At 70.6% G+C, this 25,900-nt stretch carries 22 protein-coding genes and 2 pseudogenes; 14 read left to right on the top strand and 10 right to left on the bottom strand.

The features are described 5' to 3' along the window. Window positions 1–12: 12 nt before the first annotated feature. From F4556_RS07615 to F4556_RS07625, 3 genes are all read right to left on the bottom strand, one after another. Complete coding sequence (locus tag F4556_RS07615) at window positions 13–501, bottom strand: hypothetical protein (RefSeq protein WP_184912763.1); 489 nt, start codon at window positions 499–501, stop codon at window positions 13–15. A gap of 75 nt (window positions 502–576) precedes the next feature. After that, window positions 577–966 carry a peptidase inhibitor family I36 protein gene (locus F4556_RS07620; protein WP_184912765.1) on the bottom strand — a complete coding sequence of 130 codons (390 nt, stop codon included), beginning with the start codon at window positions 964–966 and terminating at the stop codon, window positions 577–579. Between the two features lie 108 nt (window positions 967–1,074). Then, window positions 1,075–1,779, bottom strand: coding sequence for a hypothetical protein (locus F4556_RS07625; protein ID WP_184912767.1), 705 nt, complete (start codon window positions 1,777–1,779; stop codon window positions 1,075–1,077). 497 nt (window positions 1,780–2,276) lie between these two features. Here F4556_RS07625 and F4556_RS07630 point away from each other — a divergent pair, with 497 nt between their 5' ends. Beyond that, window positions 2,277–3,230: a DUF5133 domain-containing protein gene (locus F4556_RS07630; RefSeq protein WP_184912769.1), complete on the top strand. Its 954-nt coding sequence runs from the start codon at window positions 2,277–2,279 to the stop codon at window positions 3,228–3,230. 25 nt (window positions 3,231–3,255) lie between these two features. On the opposite strand, the gene F4556_RS07635 is transcribed toward F4556_RS07630, so the two are convergent. Next, complete coding sequence (locus tag F4556_RS07635; RefSeq protein WP_184912770.1) at window positions 3,256–5,409, bottom strand: bifunctional polysaccharide deacetylase/glycosyltransferase family 2 protein; 2,154 nt, start codon at window positions 5,407–5,409, stop codon at window positions 3,256–3,258. A 31-nt stretch (window positions 5,410–5,440) separates the two neighbouring features. Further along, window positions 5,441–5,830 carry a hypothetical protein gene (locus F4556_RS07640; protein WP_184912772.1) on the bottom strand — a complete coding sequence of 130 codons (390 nt, stop codon included), beginning with the start codon at window positions 5,828–5,830 and terminating at the stop codon, window positions 5,441–5,443. A 357-nt stretch (window positions 5,831–6,187) separates the two neighbouring features. Between F4556_RS07640 and F4556_RS07645 the strand changes: the two genes are divergently transcribed. Continuing rightward, window positions 6,188–7,162 carry a glycoside hydrolase family 16 protein gene (locus F4556_RS07645; RefSeq protein WP_184912774.1) on the top strand — a complete coding sequence of 325 codons (975 nt, stop codon included), beginning with the start codon at window positions 6,188–6,190 and terminating at the stop codon, window positions 7,160–7,162. Between the two features lie 16 nt (window positions 7,163–7,178). Here F4556_RS07645 and F4556_RS07650 read toward each other — a convergent pair whose 3' ends face one another. Beyond that, on the bottom strand, window positions 7,179–8,072 hold the full coding sequence (locus tag F4556_RS07650) for a carbon-nitrogen hydrolase family protein (protein WP_184912776.1): 894 nt from the start codon (window positions 8,070–8,072) through the stop codon (window positions 7,179–7,181). A gap of 102 nt (window positions 8,073–8,174) precedes the next feature. On the opposite strand from F4556_RS07650, the gene F4556_RS07655 reads away from it, so the two are divergent. The 11 genes and pseudogenes from F4556_RS07655 (at window position 8,175) to F4556_RS07700 (ending at window position 17,747) form a co-directional block, all read left to right on the top strand. After that, a complete protein-coding gene (locus tag F4556_RS07655) occupies window positions 8,175–8,789 on the top strand; it encodes a TetR/AcrR family transcriptional regulator (protein WP_221503550.1) in 615 nt (204 codons plus the stop codon). Between the two features lies 1 nt (window position 8,790). After that, window positions 8,791–9,234: a hypothetical protein gene (locus tag F4556_RS39390; RefSeq protein ID WP_184912778.1), complete on the top strand. Its 444-nt coding sequence runs from the start codon at window positions 8,791–8,793 to the stop codon at window positions 9,232–9,234. Beyond that, window positions 9,231–9,545, top strand: coding sequence for a hypothetical protein (locus F4556_RS39395; protein WP_184912779.1), 315 nt, complete (start codon window positions 9,231–9,233; stop codon window positions 9,543–9,545). Before F4556_RS39390 ends, F4556_RS39395 begins: the two co-directional genes overlap by 4 nt. A gap of 168 nt (window positions 9,546–9,713) precedes the next feature. Beyond that, window positions 9,714–11,284, top strand: a pseudogene (locus F4556_RS07670) (circularly permuted type 2 ATP-grasp protein). Between the two features lie 14 nt (window positions 11,285–11,298). Next, window positions 11,299–11,592 (top strand): annotated as a pseudogene (locus F4556_RS39000) (alpha-E domain-containing protein); the annotation flags it as partial. Between the two features lie 127 nt (window positions 11,593–11,719). Continuing rightward, entirely contained in the window at window positions 11,720–12,244 is a 525-nt protein-coding gene (locus F4556_RS39005; RefSeq protein WP_281403722.1) for an alpha-E domain-containing protein, read from the top strand. A 5-nt stretch (window positions 12,245–12,249) separates the two neighbouring features. Then, entirely contained in the window at window positions 12,250–13,092 is an 843-nt protein-coding gene (locus F4556_RS07680; RefSeq protein ID WP_184912781.1) for a transglutaminase family protein, read from the top strand. Window positions 13,093–13,308: 216 nt separating this feature from the next. Beyond that, a complete protein-coding gene (locus F4556_RS07685; RefSeq protein ID WP_184912783.1) occupies window positions 13,309–14,403 on the top strand; it encodes a sugar ABC transporter substrate-binding protein in 1,095 nt (364 codons plus the stop codon). A 93-nt stretch (window positions 14,404–14,496) separates the two neighbouring features. Next, window positions 14,497–15,276, top strand: a complete 780-nt coding sequence (locus F4556_RS07690) for an ATP-binding cassette domain-containing protein (RefSeq protein ID WP_184912784.1) — start codon at window positions 14,497–14,499, stop codon at window positions 15,274–15,276. Beyond that, a complete protein-coding gene (locus F4556_RS07695; protein WP_184912786.1) occupies window positions 15,273–16,532 on the top strand; it encodes a sugar ABC transporter permease in 1,260 nt (419 codons plus the stop codon). Before F4556_RS07690 ends, F4556_RS07695 begins: the two co-directional genes overlap by 4 nt. Before the next feature lie 12 nt (window positions 16,533–16,544). Continuing rightward, a complete protein-coding gene (locus F4556_RS07700) occupies window positions 16,545–17,747 on the top strand; it encodes an ROK family transcriptional regulator (RefSeq protein WP_184912788.1) in 1,203 nt (400 codons plus the stop codon). Between the two features lie 56 nt (window positions 17,748–17,803). Here the strand turns inward: F4556_RS07700 and F4556_RS07705 are convergent, their stop codons facing one another. Both F4556_RS07705 and F4556_RS07710 read right to left on the bottom strand, forming a co-directional pair. Continuing rightward, window positions 17,804–20,215 carry a ricin-type beta-trefoil lectin domain protein gene (locus F4556_RS07705; protein ID WP_184912789.1) on the bottom strand — a complete coding sequence of 804 codons (2,412 nt, stop codon included), beginning with the start codon at window positions 20,213–20,215 and terminating at the stop codon, window positions 17,804–17,806. Between the two features lie 521 nt (window positions 20,216–20,736). Further along, window positions 20,737–21,063 (bottom strand): rhodanese-like domain-containing protein, encoded by a 327-nt coding sequence (locus F4556_RS07710; RefSeq protein WP_184912791.1) that lies wholly within the window; start codon window positions 21,061–21,063, stop codon window positions 20,737–20,739. A gap of 37 nt (window positions 21,064–21,100) precedes the next feature. On the opposite strand from F4556_RS07710, the gene F4556_RS07715 reads away from it, so the two are divergent. Next, window positions 21,101–21,715 carry a TetR/AcrR family transcriptional regulator gene (locus tag F4556_RS07715; protein WP_184912793.1) on the top strand — a complete coding sequence of 205 codons (615 nt, stop codon included), beginning with the start codon at window positions 21,101–21,103 and terminating at the stop codon, window positions 21,713–21,715. Window positions 21,716–21,729: 14 nt separating this feature from the next. Here F4556_RS07715 and F4556_RS07720 read toward each other — a convergent pair whose 3' ends face one another. Together F4556_RS07720 and F4556_RS07725 are read right to left on the bottom strand one after the other, a co-directional pair. Further along, a complete protein-coding gene (locus tag F4556_RS07720) occupies window positions 21,730–22,689 on the bottom strand; it encodes a phosphatase PAP2 family protein (protein WP_184912795.1) in 960 nt (319 codons plus the stop codon). A 167-nt stretch (window positions 22,690–22,856) separates the two neighbouring features. Next, window positions 22,857–25,712 (bottom strand): glycosyl hydrolase family 95 catalytic domain-containing protein, encoded by a 2,856-nt coding sequence (locus F4556_RS07725; protein ID WP_221503551.1) that lies wholly within the window; start codon window positions 25,710–25,712, stop codon window positions 22,857–22,859. Window positions 25,713–25,900: the final 188 nt, after the last annotated feature.

Raw genomic sequence — 25,900 nt, forward strand, 5'->3', positions numbered from 1 at the left:
CGTCCGCTCGGCTCAGCAGTGGAACATCGGGCTGCGGTACTCGGCCCTGGTGCCGTCGGTGTCGTAGGTGATGCCGGTCACCATGATGCAGTGCCCCGAGCCGTTCACGGAGACCGGACCGGCGTAGGAGCTGTAGTAGATGTCGGACCGGGACGGATCCATCGGGTACTCGATGGCCGTGCACTGGCTGGCACTGCCACCCACCGGGCCGTCCTGGCGACAGGCGAGCAGCGCGATCTGGGTCAGGGTCGGCGTGCCGGAGAGGCGGCCGGCCTTGACGTTGACGGCACAGTTCCGCCCCGTGGAGCCGTTCCAGTAGAGGTGCACGTAGCTGTACACGTCACCGTCGCCGGTGGTCACGGCGTACGGCGAGTCGCTCACCTCGGTTCCCGAGCAGCCCCAGCCGGCCGCACTGGCGGGAGCGGCGGGGAGGGTGATGCCACCGGCCACCGAGAGCACCATCGCTGCTCCGACGGCGAGTCGGCGCGCTGTTCCACGCATGGTTCGGATCCTTTCAGGAGGGGGCCGGGAGATTCCCGGCCCCGGCTTAAGTCCAGAACTGAAGGTGGGTCAGGCTCAGCAGTCGTGAGCGAACTTCACCGAGGCGTTCTCGTTGTACGTCTCGATCAGGTTCTCCTCGTTGCGGTAGTTGAACATGTCGTACGGGCCGGCGTAGTTCGAGTTGAAGTGCACCCAGACCGTCACGCACGTGTTGGAGACAACCGATGCGGCGTTGTTCTTGACGCGCTGCCCCTGGCCGCGGCCGGGGCTGGTGAAGGTGTATCCGGCGAGGTCGGGAATGCTCGTCGGCACCACCATGTGGGAGCCCTGCTGGTCCGAGTTGTAGAAGAGGCAGAATTCGCCGTCCCGGCAGTCGCTGGCGTCGGCCTGCGCGGTGCTGGCGAGGGCGGGAACGAGCAGGGCAGCGCCCAGGGCGACTGCGGCGAGCTTGAGGGTACGCTTCATTTTTTTGGGTCCTCTGTTCGTGGATGTTCCAGGCGTGTGTGCAATCCCCTTGCTCTGCCTGGGGATTGGTGGGCGCGCCCGGACGTGAAAAGGTGTCAGCCCACTACTTCACTGATCGCGCAGCACGGCGTCGGCCTTGGCGAGTTGCTCGGTCTTCGCCGCGAGGGCCGCCGTGAAATCGGCTTGCTGCCGTGCGATCAATTCCTTCTGCAAGGAAGTCTCGACCGCGAACCAGGTGTCGATCAGGTTCACTTGCTGTTTGCAGGTCACGTCGGCCGTCGCCACCTGGAGCTCCGGCGGCGTGGGCGAGTCCCCCAGGAAGCGGCTGTCGCCGATGGCGTCCATCGGATTGGGGTAGGAGTAGCCCTTGTCCTTCATGCAGCCGGACCACGCTTCGAATGCCTGGGTGACCTGCGGCACCGACAGACTGGCCTTGAAGGTCTGGAAGTTGGCCTGCCGGGCCACGGCGCTCGAGCCCAGCTCCCCCGGGCCGGCCAAGGCCCGCTTCGCCTCGTCGTAGCAGCCCCCGAGTGGTACCGGAACACCGTTGACCTGGAGCGCGCTGTCGTCCGCACCGGTCTTTCCCGGGAGACGTCCGGTGAGCACTTGCTGCTGCTCGGCGGAGAACTGCGGCGGGTGGACCGGGTGGGTGCGCGGGTCGCGGTCGCCGAGGTGGTAGCCGTTGGCCGCCGCCTCGGCCTGGTCCGTCAAGCCGTACCGGCGATCCAGGAACGTGCGCGGTCCGGTCGGCGGGTCCGCGGGCCTGATGGCGTAGTCGAGGCCGAACCGCTGCAGACACTTCTTGCGCAGCACGGCCCCCGCCCTGGTCAGCTTCTCCGTGTCCGCCTCGGAGAAGAGGTACGCCTCCACTGGCAGATGCGGATCGGCACTCGCCGGGAGCGCGGACGGAGACCGCGTGCCCGGCACCGCCTCGGCGGCCGGCCGCCCGGACGACGAACAACCGGCCAGGGCAAGGCACATGAGCCCGGCCAGCCCTATCCCCGCACTTCTGATCCGCATCTCGTCCTACGTCCTCTTCCGGCCGTCGGCAGTGGGCCGCCGGATGAGCCCCCGCTCTGGACGCCATCGTGGTGCGCGGGCGTATCGCGGTGGTCTCATCCCCGTAATGCCCGGAGAGGCGCTGTGGATCGTGCAGCGTAAGAGGCTTTCGGTGTAGGCGAGTTGGTGAACGTGGCCGAGGACGTCCTCAGGGCGCGGCGGGCGTCGCCGAGGCCGTGCCGTCAGGCCCCCGCGCCACTCCCGTGGGCGGGTTCCGCCTCGCACGGGGCCGCGACCACTACCGTGAGCGAATGAACGGTGACACCACGCTGCCGGCCTGCGGTCCCTCGCACCCGCTGGTCAACCTCGGCGTGCTGCGCAACCTGCTGCGCGAGTACGAGATCCTGTCCCGCACGGGCGGCGCCGACACCCGACAACGTCTCACCGATCTCGCCTACACCCTCGGTGTCTACACCGGCTGCTCCGAACCCGACGAGGCGCTCCGCCGGGCCCGCGGACTCCTCGCCGACCGGCCCGGCCGTACCGCCGCCGCCCTCACCGGGAAGGACGAGGGCATCTCCACCACCACGCTGCGCGACCTGCTGGCCGGACTGGTCCACACCGCCACCGCCGAGGTCCGGGTCGAACGCGGCGTCGAGGAGGTGCTGGCCACCGCCAACGCGACCATCCCGCACTGCGTCGGCACCGGCAGCATCCACTGGCGCCCGGACGGCACCGTGATCAGCGCCGCCGCGAGCACCCGGACCGCCCTGCTGCTCGACCGGACCCAGATCCGCTTCCAGGAAGGCCCCTGCCCCGCCCTCACCGGAGCCGCTCCGCAGCGCCACTCCCCCAACCTCTGCCGCGAACCCGACTGGCCCGAACTCGCCTCCCGCGCAGCCACCCTGGCCGTCACCGGAGCCCTCGCGGTCGCCCTGCCCGCCCTGCCGGGCAGCACGGCCGCCTTCACCGCCTACCTCACCGGCACCGAGCCGCCCACCCCCGAGACCCTGCGCATCGCGGCGGTCCACGCCGCCCAGACCGCGACCGCGCTCGCCGCCGCCCACCTCGCCGCCGCCCTCGCCGCCGTGCTGGACCGCCGCCAGACGGTCGGCTGCGCGACCGGCATGCTCATGGAGCACTACGGCCTGACGCCCCGTCAGTCCTTCGACGTCCTGTCCCGCGCGGCCCGCGCGCTCGACAGCACCCTGGACCGCCTCGCCGGCCACCTGGCACGGCACGGGCTCCCCGGGGCCCGGCGGTAGCCGCGAGGACGGACAGCCGGCGCGGTCAGGCCTCCACCGGTACGGAGACCTCGCCGGTGCGCCGGAGCTTCTGCCAGCGCAGTCGGCCACCGGTCAGCGCGGTGATCGCGGACTGCAGCAGGACGATGTACATCAGCTGACGGTAGACCAGCTGCTGGGTCGGCAGACTGATCAGGTGCCAGGGCTTCTCGTGGTCGAGCCGGAAGGCGTACCAGGACAGCACGGCCTGGATCGCCAGGAAGCCACCGAAGCTGGTGAGGGTCAGCCCGGCATCCGCGAACAGCACGCCGTAGATCAGGAAGACGTCGACCAGCGGCGCCAGCAGCGGGGCGATCACGCCGAACAGTACGACGAGCGGCAGCCCCCGGCGGCCGAAGCGCCCGGCCGGGCCGCTGGCGAAGACGGCGCGGCGGTGCTTCCACATCGCCTGCATCGAGCCGTAGCTCCAGCGGTACCGCTGGGACCAGAGCTGCTGGAGGCTGGCGGGGGCCTCCGTCCAGGCGCGGGCGCGCTCGGCGTAGACGATCCGCCAGCCTTCGCAGAGCACCGCCATGGTGATGTCGGTGTCCTCGGCGAGGGTGTCGTCGCTCATCCCGCCGACCGCGTCCAGGGCCTCCTTGCGGAAGGCGCCGACCGCGCCGGGGATGGTCGGGATGATGCCGAGCATGTCGTACATCCGGCGGTCCAGGTTGTGGCCGAGGACGTACTCGATGTGCTGCCAGGCCCCGATCAGGGTGTCGCGGTTGCCGACCTTGGCGTTGCCCGAGACCGCGCCGATCCCGGGGTCGCCGAAGGGCTGGACCAGTTCACGCACGGTGGACGGCTCGAAGACGGTGTCGCCGTCCATCATCACGACGATGTCGTGCGAGGCGGCCGCGATACCGGCGTTGAGGGCGCTGGACTTGCCGCCGTTGACCTTGCGGATCAGCCGGACGAACGGCAGATCCATCTCCTCGACGATGTCCGCGGTGCCGTCCGAGGAGCCGTCGTCGATGACGATGACCTCGATCGGATAGTCACTGGCGGCCAGCGAGTTGAGAGTGTTGGCGATGCACTCGCGCTCGTTGTAGGCCGGCACGAGCACGGTGACCGGCTCGGTGACCGGCTCGCCCCAGGCGTCCTGCCGCCTGGCGCGGCGGGCGTGGATCGGCGCGAGGACCAGCATCAGCGCGAACCGGCCGAAGTTCAGGAAGCCGACCACGGCCAGCAGCCCGATCAGCACCGGCAGGGTGTGCAGGGCCAGCTGGGTGGCCCAGATGTAGCCCTTGCCCGCCCACAGCCGGAAGCCGTGCACCGGCGTGGTGGCGCTGCCGGCGCCGAGTGCCTCGGAGATGGTGGTGAAGCGGTAGCCGTCGGCCTGCAGCTTGTCGATCAGCACGCCGAGCGCCTCGACGGTCTGGGAACGGTCGCCACCGGCGTCGTGCAGCAGGATCAGCTCACCCGCGCCGGGGGTGGTCGGCAACGCCTCCTGGACGATGGCTTCCACGCCCGGACGCTTCCAGTCGTCGGTGTCGTGGTCGATGAAGGCGGTGACGTAGCCGCGGGCACCCAGGTACTTGATCACCGGGTAGCTCCAGTCGTCCAGGGCGGCCGCGTTGGAGGAGTACGGCGGGCGGAACAGCGAGCTGTGCACCCCCGCGACGCCGGCCAGCGCCAGCTGGGTCTGGGCCATCTCCCAGCTGATCCGGGCGTGCGACTGGAAGGCCAGGTCGGGGTGGGTGAAGCTGTGCAGGCCGATCTCGTGGCCGTCCGCCACGATCCGCCGGATCAGGTCAGGGTTGCGGGCGGTCGAGGCGCCGGTCACGAAGAAGTCCGCGCGGACCTTGCGGGCCTCGAGGATCTCCAGGATCTTCGGGGTCCACTCCGCCGAGGGGCCGTCGTCGAAGCTCAGGACCACGGTCTTGTCCGGGATGCGGTAGCTCACCGGATCGTCGTTCTTTTCGCCGCGCGCGTCGATGACCGGGCCGCCCGTGAGCAGGTTCTCCGGCACGGTCGTCTTGTCGGCCGAGTCGGCGATCTGGGTGTCGTGGAACACCTCGTTGGTGGCCAGGCCGCGCAGGACCATGAGCGCGAGCAGGCACGCCAGCAGCGACAGCGGCATGAAGAAGCGCAACGGCGGCGCGGCCAGTCGGCGCGGCCTGCGCGGGGACTGCCGGCGGCGCGGGTGGCGGCGGGACATCGGTGCTCCTGGAGATGGGTGGTGCGGCGGTTCAGGGCTGCTTGGTCGGCTGACCCGAGGACTTCGCGCCACGCGGTGTGGTCGTCGTCGGCTTCGGCGTGGTCTTCGTCGAGGGGGTCGCGGAGCGCGAAGGCGTCCCGTGCGACGACGGCGACGGCGACGCGGTGGGCGACGGGGTCGGTGCCGGGGTGGGTGACGGCGGCGTCACGGGTGTGGGCGGCTGGGCGGACGGCTGCACGGGTATCCCCATCGCCGGAGCGTCCGCCTGCATGCCGACCAGGCTGCTGGCCATGACGACCGCCAGGAGCGCGCCGACCACCGAGACCGGCCAGCCGAAGCCCCGCAGCAGCCGGCCGCGCCGACCGGACTCGGAGACGAACACCGGTGCGGGAGCGGCCTCTTCAAGATTTGATTCGTACACGTCAAACTGTGGCGGGTGGGCTGATCCGCGTTCAGTGGAGGTGGTGACTGGGCGCACCTTGCGAAGCCTTTCAGTGCAGGGTACGTAGACCGCGGGAGCGTAGAGCGAACGCTAGTGCACCGCCTGAATCGAATTGGCTTCGATGGGTGGATTTGGCCCGATCCGGCGAGGGGTTGTAATCGGATCGGAATACCGGTCGGCTTGTACCGGAAAGTAGACATGCTCACGCCGTTGACCTCGGACTCCATCCTTCCGGATCCGAACGGACGCGCACCGGAGGGGCCTTCGGGCCCCGTTAGGATGACCCTCTCATCCGATCAGCACGCACGTGCGATCGGTACGCCCCAAGGAGCCCGCGTGAGTCAGCCCCGCCGCACCCGTCCTCACCGCGCGTGGACCGTGCTCACCCTCCCGGTCCTGTTGGGCGTGCTCACCGCCTGTTCGAGCGGTCCGGCGGCCGGTGGCGGCGAGGGCGCCGCCACCACGGCGGCAGCGAAGGGCGGGTCCGCGACCAGCGCCTCGCCGTCTCCGACCGGCCCGCCGGGGACCCTCTTCGACAGCTTCCACTACACCGGTCCCACCGACCCCGCGCTCACCGCCCACGGCTGGGAGATCCGCACCGGCGAGGGCGGCCCCGGGATCAAGGACACCTGGTCCGACACCAGCGCGAGCTTCCCCGCCGACACCACCGCCCAGGGCGGCCGGACCCTTCAGCTGCAGGCGTCCACCGACGGCACCCAGAAGGGCACCAAGCAGGTCGAGATCCAGACCACCGGCACCAAGCTCCTCAACGGCACCTTCGCCGCCCGGGTCTACCTCAGCGACAAGCCGGCCGCCGGCAAGAACGGCGACCACGTCGTCCAGTCCTACTTCCCGATCTCCCCCTCGGACGATTCGGCGAACTACAGCGAGCTCGACTACGAGTACATGCCGAACGGCGGTTGGGGCACGCCCGGTCCGCAGCTCGACACCACCAGCTGGTTCAAGGCCGACCCGGCGGACCGGGTCACCAAGCCGCACAAGCAGCGCTTCGAGGGCTGGCACATCATGATGGTCACCGCCGTGGACGGGAAGGCCACCTACTCCATGGACGGCAAGGAGCTGTTCACCAGCACCGGCAAGTACGTGCCGCGCGAGAAGATGAACGTCCACTTCAGCAACTGGTTCATCGACCTGCTGCCGTCCCTCGGCGGACAGCGCAGCTGGAACATGAAGATCAACTGGTTCTACTACAAGGACGCCGCGGCCGTCTCCTACGCGGACGTCCAGAAGACGGTGGACGGCTTCTACGGCGCCGGCACCGACTTCGTGGACACCCTGCCGAAGTCCTGACCCCGGCCGCCGCTTCCTAGCAGTCCCCGCGTACGGACCCGGTCTCCTCGATCCAGTCGGGGGTGCGGAACGTGCCGCCGTAGGCGGGGAGTTCGATGGTCGAGCCGTAGCGGGCGAGCTGCGCCCAGGGGCGGTTGATGCCCGCCGAGCCGTAGCGGCGGACCCGGGTGACGGTGTCCAGGTCGAGGACGTCGACCAGGATCTCCTGGCCGGGGCCGGCCTGCTGGCGGACGATGCCTTCGGGGTCGACGATCGCGCTCTGGCCGACGCCGGCCGGGTCGGCGGCGTTGACGTTGACGACGTAGACCTGGTTGGTCCAGGCGTTGGCGCGGGCGCAGACCAGTTCCATCTCGCGGTCCCGGGTGGTGGTCAGGGTCGGCTGGATGATCACCTCGGCTCCGAGCCAGGCGAGTTGGCGCGCGGTCTCGGGGAACGATCCGTCGTAGCAGATGGCCAGGCCCACCCGGCCGACGTCCGGGATCTCGAAGACGGTGAAGCCGGTGCCCGGCGTGGCCTCCTCGTAGGGCTGCCAGGGGAAGACCTTGCGGTAGCGGGCGGCGATCTCGCCCTCCGGTGAGATCGCCAGCGCGGTGTTGTGGATCGTGCCGTCGGCGGTGCGCTCGAAGACGCTGCCGGGGACCAGCCACAGGCCGGTCTCCCGGGCGAGGGCGCAGAGCCGGTCGGTGAGCGGTCCGGGGACGGGGACGGCGGCCTGCTCCATCCAGTTCTCCGGCCGCTCACCGAACAGCGGGCCCTCGGCGGCCAGGAAGAGTTCGGGCACGACGACCAGCTGCACGTGCGGGAAGAGCGCGCGGACGGTGTGCACCTGGTCGGCGAAGCGCAGCCAGCTGGCTTCCGGGTCGTACGGCACGGGGGCGGTCTGCACGGCGGCGATCGCAAGGGTACGCATGGGTGGGTGCCAGCTCTCGTGGTCGGTGCCATTTCTTAAATAGAGATTTAAGAACTAGCCATCTCGTGCGTCAAGAGCTGGCTGGATACGATTGAACTCACTATGAGTGAAGGGTGGGGCACGGTGGCCGGGAAGAAGGGCAAGGAGGCCCGCAGGGCGGAGCTGAGCGCTGCGGTGGAGCGGGCGCTGCTGGTCCGCGGCCTGGAGGGGCTGCGACTGCGGGACATCGCCGACGAGGTCGGGGTGACTCCTGCGGCCGTGCTCTACTACGGCGACCTCGACGCCCTCGTCTACGAGACCTACCACCGGGCCATCGAGCGCTACAGCCAGGAGCGGGAGCAGGCGGCCGAGCAGCACTCCGACGCCCGTGACCAACTCCGCGCCTGCATCGACGGCGGCCCGGCCACCGGGCCGGACGACGCGCTGACCCGGCTGCTCTACGAGTACTGGCCGCGCTGCCTGCGCGACCCCAAGGCCGCCGCCCTCGACAGTGCGCTGACCGAGCGTCAGATCGCGGTCTACCACGGCGTGTTGGTGCTGGGTCAGGCGCAGGGGCACTTCGTCCTCCAGGACCCGGCCAGGCTCCTCGCGGCGAACTTCGTCGCCATGGAGGACGGCTACCAGATGGAGATCCTCGCCGGGCGCCGCACTCGCACCGACGTCATCACCGCTCTGCGGTCTTACGCCCGCGCAGTCACCGGCCACGACCTGGGCTGACGTGCGCCGGCCGGCGCCGTCGCTCCCGCCGCGGCGGCCCCCGGGACAGCCCTCGCGCACCCCGGGCTGCCGCACAGTCAGGCGGACCTGGACCGGATCGCCGCGAAGGTCAGCGCCGGCGCCCAGCCGTACCTGGCCGGCTGGCAGCGGCGGGCCGCAGAACATCGCGACCCTCTTCAACGACGTCCACGCCGCCTACCAGAACGCCCTGCGCTGGCGGATCAGCGGCGACCGGGCCCACGGCGACGCCGCCCGGGACATCCTCAACGCCTGGGCGGGGACGCTGAAGGAGGTCACCGGCAGCGCCGACCGGTTCCTGGCCGCCGGCCTCCAGGGCTACCAGTTCGCCAACGCGGCCGAACTGATGCGGGGTTACCCCGGGTTCGACCTCGACCGGTTCAAGACCATGATGCTGCAGGTCATCTGCGGCCGATCTGGGCGATGATCCAGAACCACTACGTCAACCGCCGTGGCCTGGCCGCCCCGTACAGCAGCGCCATGGCGGCGAAGCTCGGGGCCGAGGGCGGCGGTGGCGACTACGGACCCAACAGCGGCGGCTTCGACCAACTCGGCTTCGGCACCCTGGCGTTCACCCGCGAGAAGGCCGCCACTCCCGTGCCGCCGCCCGCGCCGGCGGCCGGCGGCGGCACCTCCGCGCAGGCTTCGGCGAGCCCGGCCGGGGATCTCGCCGCCACCGGCGGTGGTGTGCTGGCCCTCCGCGCCCGGGGCCGCCGCAAGGGCGCGCACCGCGCGTGATCCGGCACCCCGGGCCGGACCGACGGGCCGTCAACTCCCCTGTGGCACCGCACGCCACCAGCTCCTGACGGCCCGTCTGACCGGGCCCGGCCGGCCTGAGCTGGGATGTGCTGCCATCGGTAGTACAGCCGCCACACGACCGAAATCGAGCAGCCATAGCGTCTCGTCATGGCCGACATTTTCGACTCGTACACGACAGCGGAGGCATGGGACGAGATGTTCGAGCGTCCCGGGGTGGTGCGACCGGCCTACGAAGCCGTGTTCGCCGCCTTGAACCCGCTGGACTCCCTCGAACTCCGGTACCGCACCGACCAGATGGCCCGTGCCTTCACGGACCGCGGTGTGACCTACTCCTACGGTGGCGAGGAACGTCCCTTCCCGCTCGACCTGGTGCCGCGCCTGCTCGACGCCGTCGAATGGGACCGGCTGAGCCGGGGTGTCCGGCAACGGGTGCTCGCCCTGGAGGCCTTTCTCGCCGACGTCTACGGCAGACAGCGGGTCTTCAAGGACGGCGTGGTGCCCTACCGACTGCTGTACTCCTCACCGCACTTCCACCGGGCGGCGCACGGGATAGAACCGCCGAACGGGGTCCGCATCCACGTCTCCGGGATCGACCTGGTCCGGGACGAGGAGGGCCGGTTCCGGGTGCTGGAGGACAACGTCCGGGTGCCGTCCGGCGTTTCGTACGTGATCGAGAACCGCCGGGTGATGACCCGGACCTTCCCGGCCCTCTTCGCCGAGCAGCCGGTGCGCCCGGTGGACGAGTACCCGCAGCGCCTGCTGGCCGCTCTCCGGGCCTGCGCCCCCGAGGGCGTGACCGACCCGGTCGTGACCGTCCTCACGCCGGGTGTGGCCAACGCCGCGTACTTCGAACACGCCCTGCTGGCACGGCTGATGGGCGTTCAGCTGGTCGAGGGCCGCGACCTGGTCTGCTCCGGCAACCGGGTCCGGATGCGCACCACCCGGGGGAGACCCCGGTCCACGTGATCTACCGGCGGCTCGACGACGACTTCCTCGACCCGCTGCACTTCCGCCCGGACTCGCTGATCGGCGTGCCGGGCCTGATGGCCGCCGCGCACGCCGGAAACGTCACGCTGGCCAACGCGGTGGGCAACGGCATCGCCGACGACAAGCTGCTCTACACCTACGTCCCCGACCTGATCCGCTACTACCTGGCGGAGGAGCCGCTGCTGCCGAACGTGGAGACCATCCGGCCGGAGGAACCGGGCCGGCTGGCGGAGGTGCTGGACCAGCTGGACCGGCTGGTGCTGAAGCCGGTCGACGGCGCCGGGGGCAAGGGCATCGTGATCGGCCCACGGGCGGAGCGGGACGTACTGGACCGCCTCGCCAAGGAGGTGGCGGCGGACCCGCGCGGCTGGATCGCCCAGCGTCCGGTGGCGCTGTCCACCTCGCCGACCCTGAGCCACCGTGCCGACGGCCAGGACGGTCTGGCGCCCCGTCACATCGACCTGCGGCCGTTCGCCGTCCACGACGGCGAGGACGTGTGGCTGCTCCCGGGCGGGCTGACCCGGGTGGCCCTCGGCGAGGGCAACCTGATCGTCAACTCCAGCCAGGGCGGCGGCTCCAAGGACACCTGGGTGCTGGCTCCCAGCGCCCCGTCGAACCCACCGGTCGGTGAACACTCCACCGCCGTCAGCGAAGTGATCCCGCGTCAGTTCGGCCCCGGCACCGGGAGCACGCCCGGCGGCCCGGCCCAGGAGGAGGGACACCAGCAGTGATCACCACCGACACCATGCTCTCCCGGATCGCCGAATCCCTGTTCTGGGTCGGCCGTTACGTGGAGCGCGCCGACGACACCGCCCGCATCCTGGACGCCTATCTGCACCGGCTGCTCGAGGACCCGTGGAGCGACGAGGACGCCGCCTGCCGCTCGCTGCACGCCATCCTCGGCGTGGCCGTCCCGACCGAGCAGCACTGCGACATGGACTCGGTCCTGTCCCGGCTCGCCTTCGACGCGGTCAGCCCCGGCTCCATCGAGGGCGCGCTCCGGGCGGCCCGGCAGAACGCGCTGACCGCACGCGACGTGGTCTCCACCGAGATGTGGGAGACCCTCAACTCCACCTGGCACCAGCTCGCCGAGCAGCGCCGCGCGCCGCACCGGACCGCACGCCTACCTCGAACTCGTCCGCCGCCGCGCCGCCCTCTTCTTCGGGCTGGCCGACTCCACTATGAGCCGGGACGACGGCTGGCGCTTCGTCGTCCTCGGGCGGAGCCTGGAGCGGGTCGACATGATCGCCCGGCTGCTCGCCGTCCGGGTGCTGGCGGCCGTCCACGCACCCGACTGGCCCACGCTGCTCAGCGCGAGCGGCGCCGAGGAGGCGTTCGTCCGGGCCCGTGGCGCCGGCAGCGACCCGGGCGAGGTGGCGGCCTTCCTGCTGCTCGACCGGGGATTCCCGCGCTCGGTCCTGCACGCGCTGAGCACCGCCGAGGAGTGCCTGGCCCAACTCGGCGGCGGCACACCGGCCTTGCGGCCGCCCGAACCCGCGCGGCTGGCCGTCGGCCGGATGCGCACCAGGCTGGAGTACCTCGACTCCGCCGAGCTGGAGCAGCTGCCCGCGCTGCTCAGCGAACTCCAACTGGCCTGCGGTGCGGCCACCCGGGCCGTGGCCGAACGCTATTTCCCGTACGACGGACCGATCGAGTGGTCCCACCAGTCCGTGACGCGAGAGGGAGTGTGATCGGGATGGCCGGCCGACTGCGGATCCGCCACGAGACCCGGGTGGGCTACCCGAGCCCGGCCGGTTCCTCGTACAACGAGGTACGGATGAGCCCGCTCACCCTGCCGACCCAGACCGTCCTGGACGCGCGGGTGGCCGTCGCCCCGGCCACCTCGCTGTGGACGTACTGGGACTACTGGGGCACCCAGGTCACCGTGTTCGACCTGGCCGAGTCGCACACCAGCCTCTCGCTGACGGCGACCAGCCTGGTCGAGACCGCCCCGCCGACCCCGCTGCCCACACCGCTCGGCCGGACCGAGATCGCCGCCCGGGCGGCCGACTCCCGACTGACGGAGTATCTGGCCGCGACCTCACGCACCGCGGTGAGCCCGGACCTTGCCGCCCGGGCCCGGGCGGTCGCCGCCGGCCTGGACGCCCACCAGGCCGCGGCGGCGCTCACCGACCTGGTCAGGGAGCGGGTCGCCTACACCCAGGGGACCACCGGCGTGCACAGCGGCGCGCAGGACGCCTGGGACCAACAGGCGGGCGTCTGCCAGGACTTCGCCCACCTCACCGCGGCCCTGCTGCGCGCGGCCGGTCTGCCGGCCCGGTACGTGTCCGGCTATCTGCACCCCTCCCCCGACGCCGAGCTGGAGCGTCCGGTGGCCGGCGAGAGCCATGCCTGGGTCGAGTACTGGGCGGGCGAGTGGGTCGGCCACGACCCGACCAACGGCACCCATCCCGGCGAGTCCCACGTGATCGTCGCGCGCGGGCGGGAGTACGGCGACGTGCCCCCGCACAAGGGGGTCTACCGCGGTGCGCCGGGCGAACTGCCCCAGGTGAGGGTGGAGTTCACCCGGCTCGCCTGAGACCGGCCGGCCGTTGACGGGCGGCGTCGCGGTAACTCGATCGTTACCCACGCGGGTTGGTGCAAAGGCTTGGCGGGGCACAGCACAGGCCATATGTTGTCGCAGGCAACAAACAGGGGGCCAGCCGCGCCCCCTCCTCGTGCTCGTGCGTCCCCACCCCCCGTCAGCCCATGCACGTCCGGCACAGGTCGGACACGCCTCGAAAGGACCCTGCCCATGCGCAAGGGATTCCTGTTCGCCACCGCTGCCCTGTCAGCGGCCCTGCTCTCCACGGTCACCGCCTGCTCCTCCTCGGGCTCCGGTACCGGCTCGGGGAGCGCCAAGAAGCCGAAGATCGGCGTGATCCTGCCGGACAGCAAGTCGTCCGTCCGCTGGGAGACCGCGGACCGGCCGTACCTCGCGGCGGCCTTCAAGGCCGCCGGTGTGGACTACGACATCCAGAACGCCGAGGGCGACAAGCAGACGTTCCAGACCATCGCCGACCAGATGATCACCAGCGGCGTGAACGTGCTGATCATCGTCAACCTCGACAGCGGCACCGGCAAGGCCGTCCTCGACAAGGCCAAGTCCCAGGGCGTGGCCACCATCGACTACGACCGGCTCACCCTCGGCGGCTCCGCCCAGTACTACGTCAGCTTCGACAACACCCAGGTCGGCAAGCTCCAGGGACAGGGCCTGACGAAGTGTCTGGGCGAGATGGGCGCCAAGAACCCCGTCGTCGCCGAGCTGAACGGATCCCCCACTGACAACAACGCCACCTTGTTCGCCAACGGCTACAACAGCGTGCTGGACCCGCTGTACGCCTCCGGGGAGCTGACCAAGGGCCCCAACCAGTCGGTGCCCGACTGGGACAACGCCCAGGCGCAGACCATCTTCGAGCAGATGTACACCAGCCAGCCGAACATCGCCGGGGTGCTCGCGGCCAACGACGGCCTGGCCAACTCGGCCATCGCCGTGCTGCGCAAGAACCACCGCAACGGGCAGGTGCCGATCACCGGTCAGGACGCCACCGTGCAGGGCCTGCAGAGCATCCTGGCGGGCGACCAGTGCATGACCGTCTACAAGGCCGTGAAGAAGGAGGCCGACGCGGCGTCGGCCCTCGCGGTATCCCTGGCCAACGGCAAGAAGGGCGACACCAGCGCCACCGTCCACGACCCGACGGGCAACCGTGACGTCCCGTCGGCGCTGCTGACTCCCCAGGCCATCTTCAAGAGCAACGTCCAGGACGTCGTCACCGACGGCTACGTGACCAAGGCGCAGCTGTGCACCGCCGAGTACGAGGCGCTGTGCACCAAGGCCGGCATCAAGTAGCGCTCGCCCGGCCGTACCAGTGGGCCCCGGCCGCCGGTGGCGCGGGGCCCACTCCGCCAAGGAGACAGCCCCCAATTCCCAGGAGCCCCACCCATGACAGAGACACCGACTCTCGAGTTGCGAGGGATCGACAAGAGTTTCGGGGCCGTCCAGGTCCTGCACGACGTCGCGCTCAGCGCCTACGCGGGAGAGGTCACCGCACTCGTCGGTGACAACGGCGCGGGCAAGTCGACACTGGTCAAGTGCATCGGCGGCATCCACTCCAGCGACGCCGGTGACTACCTCTTCGACGGCCGGCCGGTCCAGGTGCACAGCCCGCGCGACGCCGCCGAGCTCGGTGTGGAGATCGTCTACCAGGACCTCGCGCTGTGCGACAACCTCGACATCGTGCAGAACATGTTCCTGGGGCGGGAGAAGCGCCGCGGGCTGGTGCTCGACGACTCGACCATGGAGGAGATGGCCGCCGCGACGCTCCGGGGACTCTCGGTGCGTACGGTCAAGTCCCTTCGCCAGAAGGTCTCCAGCCTCTCCGGCGGCCAGCGCCAGACCGTCGCCATCGCCAAGGCCGTGCTGTGGAACAGCAAGCTCGTGGTCCTCGACGAGCCCACCGCGGCCCTCGGCGTCGCGCAGACCGCGCAGGTCCTGGAACTGGTGCGCCGGCTGGCCGACAACGGCCTGGCCGTCGTGCTCATCTCGCACAACATGAACGACGTCTTCGCGGTCTCCGACCGGATCGCCGCGCTCTACCTCGGGCGGATGGCCGCCCAGGTCAAGGCCTCCGACGTGACGCACGCTCAGGTCGTCGAACTGATCACCTCGGGCCGCAGCGGCAACCTGGGCCCGCAGACCACCCCCAACGGAGCCGCCGTATGACCGCCGCCGTCGCCCCCCAGAAGCCCGAGCGGCCCACCGACTCCGCAGCAGGCTCCCCCGGCCTGGCGGACGTCGGCCGCGGCTACCTCGAGAAGGTGCGCGCGGGCGAGCTCGGCGCCCTTCCCGCCGTCGCCGGCCTGGTCGTCCTGTGCGTGTTCTTCGCCCTGCTGCGCCCGGTCTTCCTGTCCAACCTGAACTTCGCCAACCTGCTCACCCAGAGCGCCGGCAGCATCGCCATCGCCATGGGCCTGGTCTTCGTCCTGCTGCTCGGCGAGATCGACCTGTCGGCCGGCTACGCCAGCGGGGTCTGCGCCGCGGTGCTGGCCATCCTGCTGACCGACCACGGCTGGCCCTGGTACGCCGCGGTGGCCGCCGCCATGCTGACCGGCGCGGTCATCGGCCTGCTCCTCGGCACGCTCGTCGCGAAAGTCGGCATCCCCTCCTTCGTGGTGACGCTGGCCGCGTTCCTCGGCTTCCAGGGCGTCGTGCTGATCCTGCTGAAGGAGGGCACGAACGTCTCGGTCAAGGACCCGACCATCCTGGCCGTCGCGAACGACAACCTCAGCCCCGTCCTCGGCTGGGTCCTGCTGGCCGGCTGCGTGGTCGGCTACGCCGCCCTGCAACTGCGCCGCAGCCGCGACCGGCTCGGCCGGGGCCTGGCCGGAACTCCGGTGGCACTGCTCGCCCTTCGGACCGGCGCCGTCGTCCTGCTCGGCGGCGCGGCCGTGTACCTGCTCAACCAGGAGCGCAGCCGCAACGTCATCGTCAGCTCGCTCAAGGGCGTGCCGATCGTGGTGCCGGTGATCGGGGCGCTGCTCCTGCTCGGGACGTTCGCCCTGCAGCGGACCGGTTTCGGCCTGCACATCTACGCCGTGGGCGGCAGCGCCGAAGCCGCCCGCCGGGCCGGGATCAACGTCGCCTTCATCCGCACCGCCGCCTTCGTGATCTGCTCCTGCCTGGCAGCCGTCGGCGGCATCATCGCCGCCTCCCGGGGCAACTCCGTGGACCCCAACACCGGTGGCAGCAACGTCCTGCTGCTCGCCGTGGGCAGCGCCGTCATCGGCGGCACGAGCCTGTTCGGCGGTCGCGGCCGGGAGGTCGACGCCGTGCTGGGCGGCCTGGTCGTCGCGGTGATCCAGAACGGCATGGGACTGATGGGCTACTCATCGGGTGTCAAGTACGCTGTCACGGGATCGGTACTGCTGGTGGCCGCCGGCGTGGACGCCATGTCCCGCCGCCGCTCAGCCCAACGATGAGGGTCGCCAGCCATGAAAGCCGGTCCTTCCCAGGACGAGGTCCGCCAGCAGAACCTGGGTGCCCTGCTGCGCCACGTCCACTTCGACGGGCCCACCTCACGAGCCGTCCTGGCCACCCGGCTCGGTCTCAACCGCAGCACCATCCTGGGCCTGGTCGGCGATCTGACGGCCGCGGGCCTGGTCCGCGAGGAGTTGCCGCAGGAGACCGGCCGGGCCGGGCGGCCCTCACTGGTCGTCAGACCGGAGTCCACCCGCGTGCACGTCCTGGCGGTGGACCTGGGCGTGGAGCGCCTGGCGACCGCCCTGATCGGACTCGGCGGCGTGTTCCTGGACCGGCGCGAGTGCCCCTGGCCCGACGGCCACCCGCAGGATCCCGCCCAAGTGGCCGCCATCCTGGCGGGGTTCGCCCAGGAGATGCTGGCCCGCGCACCGGACGGCAGCTCGTGCGTCGGTGTCGCCGTGGCGGTCCGCGGCATCGTCCGCCACCCCGACGGGCTGGTCAGCCTGACCCCCAACATGGGCTGGAAGGGCGTCGACTTCGCCGGTGCGTTCGCCGCCCGGCTCCCCCTCGACGTCCCGGTCCTGGTCGCGAACGAGGCCAACCTCGGCGCGCTCGCCGAACACCGGCGCGGCATCGGCCGCGGCAGCCAGAACCTGGTCTACCTGCACGGCGAGATCGGGATCGGCGCCGGAGTAATCACCGATGGTGAACTCCTGCGCGGCGAACGCGGATACGCCGGCGAGATCGGCCACATGAACGTCAACCCGTACCAGGGACGGCCGTGCGGCTGCGGCGCCCACGGCTGCCTGGAGGCTGAGGCGGGTGAGCGCGCCCTGCTGGAAGCCGCCGGCCGGGACGGCCGCCTCACCGGGGCCGACGCCGTGCGGTCGGTGGTCACCGCCGCCGACCGCGGAGACGTCAGCGCGCGGGCGGCTCTGCACCGCGTCGGGGACTGGCTCGGCATCGGTATCGCGAACCTCGTCAACCTCTTCGATCCGGACCTGGTCATCCTCGGTGGCACCCTCCGGGACGTCTTCCTCGGCTCCGCCGCGCAGGTGCGCAGCCGGATCAACACCAACGCGCTGGCCGCGGTGCGGGAGCACCTGCGGTTGCGGGTCAGCGAACTCGGCGACGACACCGTCCTGATCGGCGCCGCCGAGCTGGCGTTCTCCGAGCTGCTCACCCGGCCGCTGGAGACGCTCACCCGGTCCTGAGGACGAGGCGTCGGCGCACCGGGACAAAGCCCCGGTGCGCCGACGGAGTTCACCCCTCAGGAGAGGTACCACTGCTGGTTGGACTGGCCGCTGCAGCCCCACAGTTGGACCAGCGCGCCGTTGTTGGTCGCGACACCGGTCACGTCCAGGCAGAGTCCGGACTGGACTCCGGTGATGCTGCCGTTGGAGTTGAAGGTCCACTGCTGGTTGCTCTGGCCGTTGCAGGTCCAGACGGCGACCTTGGTGCCGTTGCTGGTGCCCTTGGCGAAGGCGTCCAGGCAGAGCCGGTTGGTGCCGTCGTAGACCGTCAACTCACCGGCCGGGGTGCGGGTGAAGGTCTGGTTGGCCGCGCCGTTGCAGTCCCAGATCTGGGTCTGGGTGCCGAGGGTGGTCGACGCGTTCGGTACGTCCAGGCACCTGGCCGCGCCCACGGCGTGCACCGCTCCGGTGCTGCCGCCGCCGGCCCGTACGCCCGCCTGGGCGATCACCTGCTGCGCCTCGGACGGCCAGTTGGTGCCGCTGACCTGGACGTTGCCGGTGAGCACGTTGTTGTGCGGAGCACCGGTGGCGACCTGGGTGACACCCGCGTTGTACCAGTTGCCGGCGAAGGTGCTGTCGTTGGTGTTGTTGCTGCCGCCCGCGTTGGTGAAGGCCCACACACCCGAGTCCTGGACCACGTTGTTGCTCAGGGTCTCGTAGCGGGAGCCCTCGTCGAGGTAGAGGCCGACGGTGTTCCTGTTGTCGTAGACGTGGTTGTGGTCGATGCTCGTGCCGGGGTTGGCCGACAGCGAGTAGATGCTGCCGCCGTCGTGGAACACCTTCTTGGTGCCGTGCACCTTGTTGTAGCTGACGACGGTGTTCTTCAGGGTCGTCGCCGTGGTGTAGACGGGCTGGTAGTTGTAGAGGCCGCGGTTCCGGTAGTCCTGGCTGCCGCCGGCGTCGTTGGCCCCCCAGCCCCAGCCGACGTCGATGCCGTCGTAGGCGAGGTTCGAGACCTCGTTGTGGGTGATGACGGCGTGCGTGACGTAGGTCGAGAGGATCCCGGCCATGTCCTTGTAGTCCTTGGCGACATCACTGATCCGGTTGTCCTGGATGGTGATGTTCTGGTTCGTCATCGCGGCGTTGGACGGGTGGTGGGCGTCGGGCCGCACACCGCCGACCACGATGCCCGCCCCGGAATCGTCGGTGAACGTGTTGCCCGAGACCATGATGTCCGAGGCGCCCAGGCCGACGCCGGAGGCGTGGGCGTTGGCGTCGTTGCCGATGCCGAGGGCCACCTGACCCAGGTGGGAGAACGAGTTCCCGGAGAAGGTGAGGGAGGCGGCCGCCGAGACCTGGACCGCCGCCGGCACCTGGTTCCAGCTGTTGCGGGCCCCCTCGAACAGCTGGCATCCCGACTGACAGGACGTCATGAAGTCCCCGGGCTGGGCGAAGGTGCCGGTCAGGAACGCCCCGCTCTGCTGGGCGGCGTAGCCCGCGCTGGTGCCGGGCTGCAGCCAGGTGGTGTGCTGGAAGCCGATGCCCTGGAAGGTGAGGTCGTGCACGGGGTTGGTGTAGCTGCCGCTGATCTGCAACAGGGAGGTCAGCCGGGGCAGTTCGATGTCGTGGGCGGTGGCCTGCCAGCCCGCCGGGGCCTTGTAGTACAGCTGGCCCGCCTGCGGGTCCAGGTACCACTGCCCGGTGGACTTCAGGAACGCGTAGGAGTTCTGCAGCTGCAGCGCCCCGCCGGCGAAGGGCTTGGCCAGGGTGTCGTAGCCCCAGTTGTTGTTGTTCCAGGCCGGCTGCTGCATGGTGACGGTGTTTCCGCTGATGGACTGCACCGGGGCGAAGCGGTCGGTGAAGGAGTTCTGGCTCTCCAGCTCGATCCGGTTCTGCTGCGGCAGTGAAGCCAGGTAGTTCAGCGCCGAGTTGACGATGGTCATCCCGGTGGCGGTGATGTTCACGTCGCTGCGCGAGATCGGGATCGACGCCCGCGGCGCCAGTGTCCCGTCGACGAACAGCTGCCGCGAGTCGACACCGGTCGGGACCGACGCCGCGTAGATGTTGTTCGCGGAGTCCTTCAGGGTCCAGCCGGTCACCTGCTGCCCACCCGACAGCACCGGACTCGCGCCTGGGGCGGCCTGCCAGATCACCTTGTGGCCGTTGTTGCCCGAGTCCGCGCTGCCGAGCGTCAGCGGCGCGGTCAACCGGTAGGTACCGCCCGCGAGTTGCACCGCGATGTCACCGGTCATGCTCCCATTGACGGCCTGCACGGAGGTCTTCGCCTGGGTCAGGGAACAGGGGGCGGCGGCAGAACAGGCGGTTCCGCTGCCGGTCGGCGAGACGTACAGGGTGGTCATCGTCGCCGCGTGCGAGACCGTGGCGGGCGCGACCACGACGGAGCCGAGGGCCAGGGCCGCGACCAGGGCCCCTCGCGTGCGGCTTCTCGGGTGGCTGGATGCCGGGAGTCGGGGGTGGGTGGGCTTCATCGGATTGCTCTCTCCTCGCAGGGTGGTGGACCGGGAGGGGGCGGTGGGAACACCGCCCTCATGGAGCCGTCCCCGGCCGGTGCCGGCCGGGGACGCGTTCGGGTGGGGCGCGAGATCGGGATTGGTACGACACTCTCGGAGCAATGGATCGGTCTCATCCGCGGGCGATGACCGCTTCGCACGGCACCCGGAGGTCTCACGATGGGATGCGGCGACGGCCGCGCGTACCCCGACCGGCAGGATGGAGCGGTCATTCGGCCAGCTCGGAGCCGTTCCCTGGATTACAGGGCGCTCTCGAGCGGAGAAGCGGCAGCTCCATCACTGTGAGCGCTCACAATGAGTGCTGTCGTTTGAAACACCCGGTTGCGGCGAAATGAGACTGACACATATGGCGCTGGTACTTCAAGAGCTGTGCAACACAATCCACCGGCGCCCCACGGGAGTTCGATCACCGGCCAGACGCCGAGAGCCGCCCGCACCGGGCTTACCGGTGCGGGCGGCTCTCCGACTGCGGAGCGCGGTCAGGCGGTCTCGGTGGGGAGGCCCGCCTCGACCCAGTCCTGGATGCCCTCACGGTACTTGCGGACGTCGGTGTAGCCGATCGCAGTGAGCCGGTCGGCGACCTGTCCGCTGTTGGGGCACGCCGGATTGGAGCAGTAGGTGACGATGGGCGCGTCGCGGTCGGGGAGCACAGTGGCTGCCTGGGCGTCGACGTCGGCAAGCACCAGCGCCAGGGCGCCGGACAGGTGCTGCCGGGCGTAGTACTCGCCGCCGAGCGCGTCGACGACGGTCACCGCGCCGGCCTCGATCGCGGCCGCCAGTTCGTCGCGGGTGATGAGTGTGGTCATGCCGGTGCCTCCCAGAGAATCGGACTACAGTCCTGTTATGGCTCACGACAATAACGGACTGCGGTCCGGTTCGGCAATGCCGTTGGAACTCCTGCGGACACCGCCGCCCAAGGAACGCGCGGACGCGGCCCGCAACCGGGCCGCGGTGCTGGAGGCGGCCGCCAGGCTGTTCGCCGAGCACGGCGTCGAGGCGGTGTCGATGGATCAGGTGGCGGCGGCGGCCGGCGTCGGCAAGGGCACCCTGTTCCGCCGGTTCGGCGACAAGTCGGGGCTGGCCGTCGCACTGCTGGACGCCCGCGAGCGGGTGCTGCAGGAGGCGGTCCTGCACGGGCCGCCCCCGCTCGGCCCCGGTGCTCCGGCCGGCGAGCGCCTGGCCGCGTTCCTCGACGCCTACTTCGACTACCTGCTGGAGCACCTGGCGCTGGTCCGGATGTCCGAGACCGCCACCCCCGGCGCCCGGTACCGGATCGGGGCCTACCGGTTCTGGCACCGCCACGTGGCGATCCTGCTGACCACCGCCCCCGACCCGGACCACACCGCCCACGCCCTGCTCGCCGCCCTGGCCGCCGACCACGTCGCCGCACTCCTGCCGGAGCTCGGCGAACAGCGGATGCGCAGCGGCCTGCGCCACCTCGCCCAGGCCGCGATGTGACGGTCCCTCACCCCTCAGCGCGCTGCCGCGGCCGCCCGACGCTCGACGAAGCGGGTGACCAGGCGGACGATGACGAAGGCGTAGGCCCAGCCGACCAGGATGTCGATGACGAAGTGCTCCGCGCCGTACACCAGGGTGAAGGCCATCGCGGCCGGGTACGCGGCCAGCAGCACGCGGACCCGGCGGGTGGCGGTCGGCCAGAAGAACAGCGCGATGAGCATCGGGTAGGCGGCGTGCAGCGAGGGCATCGCGGCGACGTCGTTGGCGAACCGGCTGCCGTCCTCGAACACGGACGCGGCACGGGGCAGTTCGACCTGGCCCAGCACGTCGGCGACGATCCTGGTCACGGCGGGGGTGGCGCCCCGCTCCCCCGCCATCCACGGCGGCACCGCCGGATAGAGCACGTAGGTGAGGAACCCCGCGTAGGTCAGACCGACGTAGCAGCCGAGCAGATGCCGGAACCGCGCGTGGTTGCGCCGCCAGAGCACCGCGAGCAGCACGAAGACGACGAAGAAGTGCGACATGTAGACCGTCACGGCGGCGTAGTCGTACCAGTGCGCCGTGCCGGGGGTGTAGAGCGCGTGCTGCAGGCGGACCGACCACGTCTCGCCGAAGCCGAGCGCCGTGTCGAACGCCAACTGCGGGCGCAGGTGCGGCGCCCAGGGGGTGTGCGCGCCGTAGCCGCGCAGCAGTGAGTACGTCCACACCACCGCCATCACCGGGACCCAGTCCCGCAGCACCGACAGGGTCCGGCGCCACCCCTCGCCGCCGTGGACGGCGGCCGCCAGCAGGGCGCCGATCAGCCAGAGGAACACCAGGTCGTCCGTGTAGGGCAGGCCGTTCACGTACGTCCACCGGGCCAGCAGGACGAAGTAGAGCGGCCAGGCCGCCCAGCGGACGAGGCGCCAACGGTGCGGGGAGGCGGACGGCGCGGGGGCGGCGGCTGGTGCTGCGGCCTGGTGCAGATCGGTCACAGGCGCGTCTCCTCGGGTCACGGACGAGCGTGGGGCGCGCTCGCGCCGAGGAAGCCTGTCATGCACGGATGAGCCGAACCTGGGAGTTTGCTGATGATCGGTTAAGGCCATCGGACGTACAAGGACAGACCCGGCGCCCGCTCGGGCAGGGGCGCCGGGTCGTCCGGTCAGCTCACCTGGCCGAACCGCCACTTCTGGTTGGCAGCGGTGGCACTGCAGGTCCACTGGATCAGCTGGACGTCATCGGCCGTCGAGGCACCAGGGACGTCGAGGCACTTGCCGCTCGCCACCGACACCAGCCGGTAGAGGTCCGTCCCGGCGGGCTCGAGCCGCCACTTCTGGTTGGCGGCGGCGCTCCCGCACCCCCACTGCTGGATCGGCGCACCCTCGGTTCCGATCTTGGCGCTCGGTACTTCCAGGCACTTGCCGCTGTGCGCGGCGGTCAGCGTGAACGTACCGCTCCCGGCGTCGGCCGGCCGCCACTGCTGGTTGCCACCGGTGCCCGGCGCGTACTGGATCACCGCCGCGCCGTCGGCGGTGGAGCCGCCCCGCACGTCGGCCCGCTTGCCGCTGGACAGGCTGGTCAGCGTGTACGTCCGGCCGCTCTGCGGGCCCGTTGCGAGGGCGCCGGTGGCCCGGTAGGTGTGGCCGGCCACCCCGGCGAAGGTGATCCGGTCTCCACTGAGGGCGGCCGTCACCGGCTGCCCGGTGGTGGTGTCCAGCAGACCGTACGCACCGGTGAACATCGGGCTGCGGACGGCGAGTTGGCCGTCGTTGCGCGGGGTCAGGGTGAAGGTCGCGGTGTGATCGGCCTGCCAGTCGGCGCCGACGGTCACATCGCCCCGGGCCTTCAGGCCGCTGACCGACCCGGTGGACCAGGTGGCGGGCAGTGCGGGCAGCATCCGGATGTCCCCGGTCTGACTCTGCACCAGCATCTCGGTGATCCCGGAGGTGGCACCGAAGTTGCCGTCGATCTGGAACGGCGCGTGGGTGTCGAACAGGTTGGGCAGCGTGCTGCTCCTGAGCTGCTCGGTGAGCATCTTCTCCGCGTGGTCGCCGTCCAGCAGCCGGGCCCAGAAGTTGATCTTCCAGGCCTTCGACCAGCCGGTGCCACCGTCACCCCGGGCGTTCAGCGAGACCTTGGCCGCCTCGGTGAACTGCGGGGCGGTGTCGGGCGAGATCTGGTGGCCGGGGTGCAGCGCGTACAGGTGCGAGACGTGCCGGTGGTCGTCGGTCCGGCTGTCCAAGTCAGCTTTCCACTCCTGGAGTTGGCCCCAGGAGCCGACCCGCAGGCCGGGGTCGAGCTTGCCGAGCGCGGTGCTGAGCCGGCTCTGCAGGTCGGTGTCGGTGTTCAGCTGCTGCGCTGCCGCGAGGGTGTCGCCGAGCAGCCCGAGGACGATCTGCTCCGCCATCGAGCCGCCCGAGGTGAAGTCGCCGTGCTCGGGCGAGTAGCTCGGGGTGACGACGAGCCTGCCGTCGCGCGGGTCGGTGCGCAGGTTGGCCAGCCAGAACTCGGCCGCCCCCTTGAGCAACGGATAGGCGTGGTCGCGCAGGAAGGTCCGGTCCTGGTTGAACCGGTACAGGTCGTAGACCTGGGAGGCGAGCCAGCCGTTGGCCTCGGGGAACCAGAACGCGGTGGCCCAGTCGTGGACGCCGGTGAAGCCGAAGGGGTTGGTCTCGTTCTGGACCACCCAGCCCGGGGAGCCGAACATCCGGGTCGCACTCACCGTGCCCGCCGCCTTGAGGTTCTCGACGAAGGCGGTGAACGGCTCGGCGGTCTCGGCCAGGTTGGCCTGGGCGGCGGGCCAGTAGTTCATCTGGACGTTGATGTTGGTGTGGTAGTCGGCGCTCCACGGCGGCGCGGTGGAGTTGTTCCACACCCCCTGGAGGTTCGCCGGCAGGGAGCCGGGCCGCGAGGAGGCGATCAGCAGGTAGCGGCCGTACTGGTAGAACAGCGACTCCAGTGCCCGGTCGTCGTTCGAGCTGCCGCCGGTGTAGGCGGTCAGCAGCTGATCGGTCGGCTTGTCCGGCATCACACCGCCCAGATCGAGCTTCACCCGGTCGAACAGCGCACGGTGGTCGGCGATGTGACCGGCCCTCAGATCGGCGTACGGGCGGGCGGCGGCCGCGTCCACGGCCGCCGTCACCTTCGCGTGCGGGTCCGCGCCCCGGTAGGTCGGGTAGGACTGGGCGTAGTCGGTGCCCGCGCTCATCACCAGGGTGGCGCTGTTCGCGCCGACGACCTTGACCTGGCCACCGGTGCTGGTGACGGTGCCGCCGTCGGTGGTGATCTGGACCTGGCTCTCGAACTTCATGCCGTTGTCGGCGAGCGTGCCGCGCACGGTCAGCCGTCCGCCGCTCGCCGTGGGGGTGAAGTCGGCGCGCGGGGAGGTGTAGCGCAGGGTGAAGGAGATCTTCCCGGCCTGACTGGCGGTCAGCCGCCCCGCGACCACGTTGCCGGGGTTGGCGGCGAAGTACTCGCGGTCGTAGCCGACCCCGGCGCTGGTGTAGGACACCTTCGCGAGGGCGTTGGCGATGTCCAGCGAGCGCCGGTAGCCGGTGTACGAGGGGTTGGCGTCCGCCAGGTCCAGCCGCAGGTCGCCGAAGGTCTGGTTGGCCCCGAAGCCGGACCGGGCCTGGCCGAGCTTGCTCGCCACCCAGTTGGGGTCGGCCTTGCCGGTGGCGTCGATCGCGTCGACGACCTCCTGGACGGCGGTCGGCCGGGGTGAGGTCCAGTTGCCGTAGGTGTAGCCGGACGAGCCGGGGCCGCCGGTCCACAGGGTCTTCTCGTTGAACTGCAGCTGCTCGGAGCCCACGCCGCCGAAGACCATGGCGCCCAGGGCGCCGTTGCCGATCGGCAGGGCGTTGGTCTCCCAGTTCGCGGCGGGCTGCGCGTACCAGAGGGTGTTCGGGTCGGCTGCCGTGGCGGCCGGCGCCGCGGGGGCGACGGGTACCAGCAGTGCGGCGGTCAGCGCGCCCAGCAGCATGCCGGACCTCGCCGTTCTCCACCGGGGTGCTCGCATCTTTCGGTCCTCCTCCTGGCGGGAGCGCGGCTGTCGGGTGGGGCTCCCTGCCAGTACCGGAGTGTGTGATAGATCCGACCTATTGGGCAATACTTTGCGCATTATCGAGTCAGATTGAGACAGAGTCCGATATTCATCGGATCTCATGGACGCCCGAGAGGCCGCACGCTCTGCTGAGCGGGCGGCCT

Origin of the sequence: Kitasatospora gansuensis, from assembly GCF_014203705.1 — a bacterium.
Lineage (GTDB): Bacteria > Actinomycetota > Actinomycetes > Streptomycetales > Streptomycetaceae > Kitasatospora > Kitasatospora gansuensis.

Coding starts and splice junctions, on each gene's coding strand:
- F4556_RS07615 (WP_184912763.1), bottom strand. CDS start 501: ATGCGTGGAACAGCGCGCCGACTCGCCGTCGGAGCAGCGATGGTGCTC.
- F4556_RS07620 (WP_184912765.1), bottom strand. CDS start 966: ATGAAGCGTACCCTCAAGCTCGCCGCAGTCGCCCTGGGCGCTGCCCTG.
- F4556_RS07630 (WP_184912769.1), top strand. CDS start 2,277: ATGAACGGTGACACCACGCTGCCGGCCTGCGGTCCCTCGCACCCGCTG.
- F4556_RS07635 (WP_184912770.1), bottom strand. CDS start 5,409: ATGTCCCGCCGCCACCCGCGCCGCCGGCAGTCCCCGCGCAGGCCGCGC.
- F4556_RS07650 (WP_184912776.1), bottom strand. CDS start 8,072: ATGCGTACCCTTGCGATCGCCGCCGTGCAGACCGCCCCCGTGCCGTAC.
- F4556_RS07655 (WP_221503550.1), top strand. CDS start 8,175: ATGAGTGAAGGGTGGGGCACGGTGGCCGGGAAGAAGGGCAAGGAGGCC.
- F4556_RS39395 (WP_184912779.1), top strand. CDS start 9,231: ATGATCCAGAACCACTACGTCAACCGCCGTGGCCTGGCCGCCCCGTAC.
- F4556_RS07680 (WP_184912781.1), top strand. CDS start 12,250: ATGGCCGGCCGACTGCGGATCCGCCACGAGACCCGGGTGGGCTACCCG.
- F4556_RS07685 (WP_184912783.1), top strand. CDS start 13,309: ATGCGCAAGGGATTCCTGTTCGCCACCGCTGCCCTGTCAGCGGCCCTG.
- F4556_RS07690 (WP_184912784.1), top strand. CDS start 14,497: ATGACAGAGACACCGACTCTCGAGTTGCGAGGGATCGACAAGAGTTTC.
- F4556_RS07695 (WP_184912786.1), top strand. CDS start 15,273: ATGACCGCCGCCGTCGCCCCCCAGAAGCCCGAGCGGCCCACCGACTCC.
- F4556_RS07700 (WP_184912788.1), top strand. CDS start 16,545: ATGAAAGCCGGTCCTTCCCAGGACGAGGTCCGCCAGCAGAACCTGGGT.
- F4556_RS07705 (WP_184912789.1), bottom strand. CDS start 20,215: ATGAAGCCCACCCACCCCCGACTCCCGGCATCCAGCCACCCGAGAAGC.
- F4556_RS07710 (WP_184912791.1), bottom strand. CDS start 21,063: ATGACCACACTCATCACCCGCGACGAACTGGCGGCCGCGATCGAGGCC.
- F4556_RS07715 (WP_184912793.1), top strand. CDS start 21,101: ATGGCTCACGACAATAACGGACTGCGGTCCGGTTCGGCAATGCCGTTG.
- F4556_RS07725 (WP_221503551.1), bottom strand. CDS start 25,712: ATGCGAGCACCCCGGTGGAGAACGGCGAGGTCCGGCATGCTGCTGGGC.